Source organism: Luteimonas soli, from assembly GCF_042648865.1.
Lineage (GTDB): Bacteria > Pseudomonadota > Gammaproteobacteria > Xanthomonadales > Xanthomonadaceae > Luteimonas > Luteimonas soli.
In genome coordinates this window covers 820,508-826,381 of the sequence record NZ_JBHRYA010000003.1, presented here as the reverse complement: position 1 = coordinate 826,381, position 5,874 = coordinate 820,508, and the positions used below count along the sequence as shown (strand labels likewise).

Below are 5,874 nucleotides of genomic sequence, written 5' to 3'. Positions count from 1 at the left end.
GGACCTTGGAGCTTTGCGCGCCAGCGCTACGTTCCGCGCTTCCAGCGCACACCCTGCGGCGTGTCCTCCAGCACGATGCCCTCGGCCGCGAGCTGGTCGCGGATGGCGTCGGCGCGTGCGAAGTCGCGGGCCTTTTTCGCTGCGGCACGCTCGTCGATCAGCGTCTGGATGCGGGCGCCGTCGTCGCCGGACGAACCGCGGCCGAACCAGTCGGCCGGCGCCTGCTGCAACAGCCCAAGCACCAGACCTGCGCCGAGCAGCTGCGACTTCAGTCGCGACCGCTCGCCGTCGTCGCCGGCCTTGCGCGCGGCCGCGGCGATCGCGGCGATCTCGGCCAGCGCCTGCGGCGTGTTGAGGTCGTCGTCGAGTGCGTCCTCGACCGCCTGCGGGATGGCCGGGGTCGCTTCGATGTCACCCAGGTCGCGCAGCGTCCCGTAGAGCCGGTCCAGCGTGCGCACCGATTGCTCGATCAGCGCCGGCGACCAGTCCAGCGGCTGCCGGTAGTGCGCCGACAGCAGCGCGTGGCGCAGCGCCTCCGGCGGGTGCGCGCGGACCAGGTCGTGGATCTTCTCGATGTTGCCCAGCGACTTGCTCATCTTGGCGCCGGCGAAGTTGAGCATGCCGTTGTGCAGCCAGAAGCGCGCGAACACCTTGCCGCCGTGCGCGCACTCGCTCTGTGCGATCTCGTTTTCGTGATGCGGGAACTGCAGGTCCACGCCGCCGGCGTGGATGTCGATGGTTTCGCCCAAGTGCGCGGCGGCCATCGCCGAGCATTCGATGTGCCAGCCCGGGCGGCCGCGGCCCCACGGGGAGTCCCAGCCGGGCAGTTCAGGCGTGGAGGGTTTCCAAAGCACGAAGTCGCCTGCGTCGCGCTTGTACGGCGCGACCTCGACCCGCGCGCCGGCCAGCATTTCCTCCGGATCGCGGCGCGAGAGCTTGCCGTAGCCGGCGAAGCTGGCAACCGAGAACAGCGCGTGGCCTTCGGCCGCGTAGGCGTGCCCGGAGGCGACCAGCCCTTCGATCATGGCGATGATCTGCGCGATGTGCGCGGTGGCCTCCGGCTCGATGTCGGGCGGCGCGACGCCCAGCGCCGCCATGTCCTCGCGGTAGGCGGCGGCGAAGCGGTCGGTGATGGTGGAGATCGGCACGCCCTGTTCGGCCGCGGCCGCGTTGATCTTGTCGTCGACGTCGGTGATATTGCGCGCGTACTTCAGCGCGCCGAACCGGCGCCGCAGAAGGTCGGACAGCACGCCGAACACCACCGGCCCGCGCGCGTTGCCGATGTGCACGTAGTTGTAGACCGTCGGCCCGCAGACGTACATGGTCGGGCAGGCCGGGTCGAGCGGGGCGAACGGCTCGACCCGACGGGTCAGGTTGTTGTGCAGGCGCAGGCTCATCGCGGTCTGTCGCGGGGACGGCCTGCGATTCTACCGGCCGGGCCCGGACCACGACAGCCGCGATTCAGCCCCTTCCGGCGGCCTGCGCCTACACTGCAGGCCCGTCCGGTCGGTCCCTGGTCGAGATGCCCCGAACCCGTGCGTTCCTGTTGATCCTGCTGGTGGCCTGCGCCGCCTTGCCGGTGCGTGCGCAGCAGACCGTCATCCAGATCGAGAACGTCCGGACCGAATACGCGCGCGTGCTGCGGGCCGAACCGGTGTACCAGACCCTGCGCGCCACCGCGATGGTGGAGGAGTGCGAGGACGGAGCGCCCGCCGAAGATGCCGAACCCAGGCGTGGCCTGGCGAAGGTGGTGGGAGCGGTCAAGGATGCGCTCACGCCCAATTCCGACGAGGCCGAACCGGAGGCCGGGGCGCCGCCGCGGGAAGGCTGCGACGTGGTCCCGACCGAGCGCGAGTTCCGCCGGCCGATCGCCTATGACGTGGACTACGTCCACCACGGCGTGAAGTACCGTTCGCGCATGCCGTACGACCCGGGCAACCGCCTGCGGGTGCGGGTCTCGGTCACGCCGATCGTTGCCGACGACCGCTGAGGGCGCTTGCGGCCCGGGTCGCCGCGTGCGACGATTCCCGCCGATGCAGACCCCGCGCGCCAACGCCGACATCCTGACCTCCGCCCGCATGGCGGCGGGCATGACCTCGCGCGCGCGCCGACCGGAAGCCCGACTCGCTGGGTAGCCGGACCTGCGCTGTTGCAGTTCCAGATCGAACCCGGCCCTTGCGCCGGGTTTTTTCGTTCCCGGGCCGGTGAAACGACGACACTCCGCCCCTCACTTCGAATCCCGAATCCATGACCAGGCACTTCCTCAACACCCAGGACTGGACCCGCGCCGAACTCGACGCGGTGCTCGCGCAGGCCGCGCGCTTCAAGCGCAGCCCGGCCGGCGACGCGCTGAAGGGCAAGTCGATCGCGCTGGTGTTCTTCAACCCCTCGCTGCGCACCCGCACCAGCTTCGAGCTGGGCGCCTTCCAGCTCGGCGGCCACGCTGTCGTGTTGCAGCCGGGCAAGGACGCCTGGCCGATCGAGTTCGACCTGGGCACGGTGATGGACGGCGAGGCCGAGGAGCACATCGCCGAAGTCGCGAGGGTGCTGGGCCGCTACGTCGACATGATCGGCGTGCGCGCGTTTCCGAAGTTCGTCGACTGGTCGCTCGACCGCCAGGACCGCGTGCTGCAGGGCTTCGCCAGGCATTCGCCGGTGCCGGTGATCAACATGGAAACGATCACCCACCCGTGCCAGGAGCTGGCGCACGTGATGGCCTTGCAGGAGCGCTTCGGCACCACCGACCCCGGATCAAGTCCGGGGCAGGCTCTGCGCGGAAAGAAGTACGTCCTCACGTGGACCTACCACCCCAAGGCGCTGAACACCGCGGTCGCGAACTCCGCGCTGACCATCGCCACCCGCATGGGGCTCGACGTGACCCTGCTGTGCCCCACGCCCGAATACGTGCTCGACGAACGCTACATGGATTGGGCCGCGAAGAACGCGGCCGAAAGCGGCGGCACCCTGCAGGTCAGCCACGACATCGACAGCGCCTATTCCGGCGCCGACATCGTCTACGCCAAGAGCTGGGGCGCGCTGCCGTACTTCGGCAACTGGGAAGCGGAGAAGCCGATCCGCGACCGCTTCAGGCACTTCATCGTCGACGAGGCGAAGATGGCGAAGACCAACGACGGCGTGTTCTCCCACTGCCTGCCGCTGCGCCGCAACGTCAAGGCGACCGACGCGGTGATGGATTCGCCCAACTGCATCGCCATCGATGAAGCGGAGAACCGGCTGCATGTGCAGAAGGCGGTGATGGCGGCGCTGTGCGCGCCGGAGCTGGGGGCTGGGGGCTAGGGGCTGGGGGAAGGTTCCCTGTCCGATTGCGCCCCGCATCCTGCTTCCCGAACCGATATCAAAAAATTCCAGAGACCCCAATGAACACCTCCAGCCCCCAGTCCCCAGTCCCCAGCCCCGGCGCGCAAAGCGCGCCCATCGTCCTCGCCTTCTCCGGCGGCCTCGACACCAGTTTCTGCGTGCCGTGGCTGCAGGAGCGCGGCTGGGCGGTGCACACGGTGTTTGCAGACACCGGTGGCGTCGACGCCGGGGAGCGCGCGACCATCGAGGCGCGCGCGGTGGAGCTGGGCGTGGCCAGCCACATCACCATCGACGGCGGGCCGGCGATCTGGGACGGTTTCGTCAAGCCATTCGTGTGGGCAGGCGAGGGCTACCAGGGCCAGTACCCGCTGCTCGTGTCCGACCGCTACCTGATCGTCGACGCCGCGCTGGCGCGCGCGCGCGACCTGGGCACGAATGCGATCGCGCACGGCTGCACCGGCATGGGCAATGACCAGGTGCGCTTCGACCTCGCGGTGAAGGCTTCCGGTGATTACCGCATCGTCGCGCCGATCCGGGAAATCCAGAAGGAGCACACGCAGACGCGGGCCTACGAACAGCAGTACCTGGAAGCGCGCGGCTTCGGCGTGCGCGCGAAGCAGAAGGCCTACACGATCAACGAGAACCTGCTGGGCCTGACCATGTCCGGCGGCGAGATCGACCGCTGGGAAGCGCCGGGCGAGGGCGCACGCGGATGGTGCGCGCCGCGCGAGGCATGGCCCGTCGAGCCGCTGCGCGCGACGCTGCGCTTCGTGCAGGGCGAAGCCGTGGCGCTGGACGGCAGCGAGATGCCGGGCCACGAATTGCTGGCCAGGCTCAACACGCTGTTCGCGCAATACGGCGTCGGCCGCGGCCTGTACACCGGCGATACCACGATCGGCCTCAAGGGGCGGATCGTGTACGAGGCCCCCGGCCTCGTCTCACTGCTGGCCGCGCATCGCGCGCTGGAGGAGGCGGTGCTGAGCAAGCAGCAGAACCGCTTCAAGCCGGAGGTGGCGCGCAAGTGGGTGGAGCTGGTGTACGAAGGCTTCTTCCACGACCCGCTGAAGACCGACCTGGAGGCGTTCCTTGCCTCCTCGCAGGCGACGGTCAACGGCGAGGTAGTGCTGGAAACCAGCGGCGGGCGCGTGGACGCCGTCGCCGTGTCTTCGCCGCACATCCTCAACGCCAGCGGCGCGACTTACGCGCAGTCGGCGGACTGGGGCGTGGAGGAAGCCGAAGGATTCATCAAGCTGTTCGGGATGAGCAGCACGCTGTGGGCGGAGGTCAATCGGAAATAGATTTGCCCCCCCCGTAGGATGGGTAGAGCGAAGCGAAACCCATCGTCCCGCGCCAGGCACCCTTGGATCGCGCAATGATGGGTTTCGCCTTCGGCTCTACCCATCCTGCGACCGCTTCCACAAGTCATCGAACACCAAGACACGACATGCTCGACCAGGTCCTCCAACATCTCACCGCGCTGGTGTCCTTCGACACCCGCAACCCGCCGCGCCGGATCGGCGTGGGCGGCATCTTCGACTACCTGCGCGCGCAGCTGCCGGATTTCCGCGTCGAGGTCACCGACCACGGCGACGGCGCGGTGTCACTGTTCGCGGTGCGCGGCACGCCGCAGGTGCTGTTCAACGTGCACATGGACACGGTGCCGTCGTCGCCCGCGTGGACCGCCGACCCGCTCGTGCTGCGCGTCGCCCGCAACCGCGCGATCGGCCTGGGGGCCTGCGACATCAAGGGCGCGGCGGCCTGCCTGGTGGCGGCTGCGCAGGCAACGCGCGGGGATGCCGCGTTCCTGTTCGGCAGCGACGAGGAGGCCAACGATGCGCGCTGCATCGAAGCGTTCCTCAAGCGCCAGCACGGCTTTTCGAGCGTGGTCGTCGCCGAACCGACCAACGGCGAGGCGGTGCTTGCGCACCGCGGGATCAGCTCGGTGCTGCTGCGGTTCAAGGGCCGGGCCGGGCACGCGTCGGGCGAGGCGGCGATGGAATCCAACGCCCTGCACCAGGCCATGCGCTGGGGCACGCGCGCGCTCGATTTCGTCGAGGGCGAATCGCATCGCCGCTTCGGCGGGCTGACCGGCCTGCGCTTCAACGTCGGCCGCGTCGAGGGCGGGATCAAGGCCAACGTGATCGCGCCGGAAGCGGAAGTGCGCTTCGGCTTCCGCCCGCTGCCGTCGCACGACATCGATGAACTGCACGCACGTTTCGGCGGACTGGCCGAAGCCGGCGCGCTGGAGCGCTACGAGGAAACCTTCCGCGGGCCGCCGCTGCCGGCCGGCGACGTGGCCGCGGCCGAGGACCGGCGGCTGGCCGCGCGCGACCTTGCCGACGCGCTGGGCTTGCCGATCGGCAACGCGGTCGACTTCTGGACCGAAGCCTCGCTGTTCTCGGCCGCCGGCCTGGACGCGCTGGTCTGCGGCCCCGGCAACATCGCCCAGGCGCATACCGCGGACGAGTGGGTGTCGCTGTCGCAGCTGCAGGACTACGCCGAAGCGGTGCGACGAATCATCGCCAACAACAGCAGGACCAGCCCTTGATCCTGTAG

The 5,874-nt window shown here is 69.4% G+C and carries 5 protein-coding genes; 4 read left to right on the top strand and 1 reads right to left on the bottom strand.

Annotation, left to right across the window (positions count from 1 at the left end; genetic code table 11):
* Positions 1 to 26 precede the first annotated feature (26 nt).
* On the bottom strand, positions 27 to 1,397 hold the full coding sequence (gene cysS, locus ACFONC_RS07000; protein ID WP_386742988.1) for a cysteine--tRNA ligase: 1,371 nt from the start codon (positions 1,395 to 1,397) through the stop codon (positions 27 to 29).
* A 146-nt stretch (positions 1,398 to 1,543) separates the two neighbouring features.
* On the opposite strand from cysS, the gene ACFONC_RS06995 reads away from it, so the two are divergent.
* The 4 genes from ACFONC_RS06995 to ACFONC_RS06980 all read left to right on the top strand — a co-directional run bounded on the left by ACFONC_RS06995 (position 1,544) and on the right by ACFONC_RS06980 (position 5,866).
* Positions 1,544 to 1,990 carry a hypothetical protein gene (locus ACFONC_RS06995; RefSeq protein ID WP_386743082.1) on the top strand — a complete coding sequence of 149 codons (447 nt, stop codon included), beginning with the start codon at positions 1,544 to 1,546 and terminating at the stop codon, positions 1,988 to 1,990.
* Between the two features lie 257 nt (positions 1,991 to 2,247).
* The gene (locus ACFONC_RS06990) at positions 2,248 to 3,297 is read left to right on the top strand and encodes an N-acetylornithine carbamoyltransferase (protein WP_386742987.1); all 1,050 of its coding nucleotides are present in this window, start codon (positions 2,248 to 2,250) and stop codon (positions 3,295 to 3,297) included.
* An 80-nt stretch (positions 3,298 to 3,377) separates the two neighbouring features.
* Entirely contained in the window at positions 3,378 to 4,616 is a 1,239-nt protein-coding gene (locus tag ACFONC_RS06985; RefSeq protein ID WP_386742986.1) for an argininosuccinate synthase, read from the top strand.
* Positions 4,617 to 4,762: 146 nt separating this feature from the next.
* Positions 4,763 to 5,866 carry an acetylornithine deacetylase gene (locus ACFONC_RS06980; RefSeq protein ID WP_386742985.1) on the top strand — a complete coding sequence of 368 codons (1,104 nt, stop codon included), beginning with the start codon at positions 4,763 to 4,765 and terminating at the stop codon, positions 5,864 to 5,866.
* Positions 5,867 to 5,874: the final 8 nt, after the last annotated feature.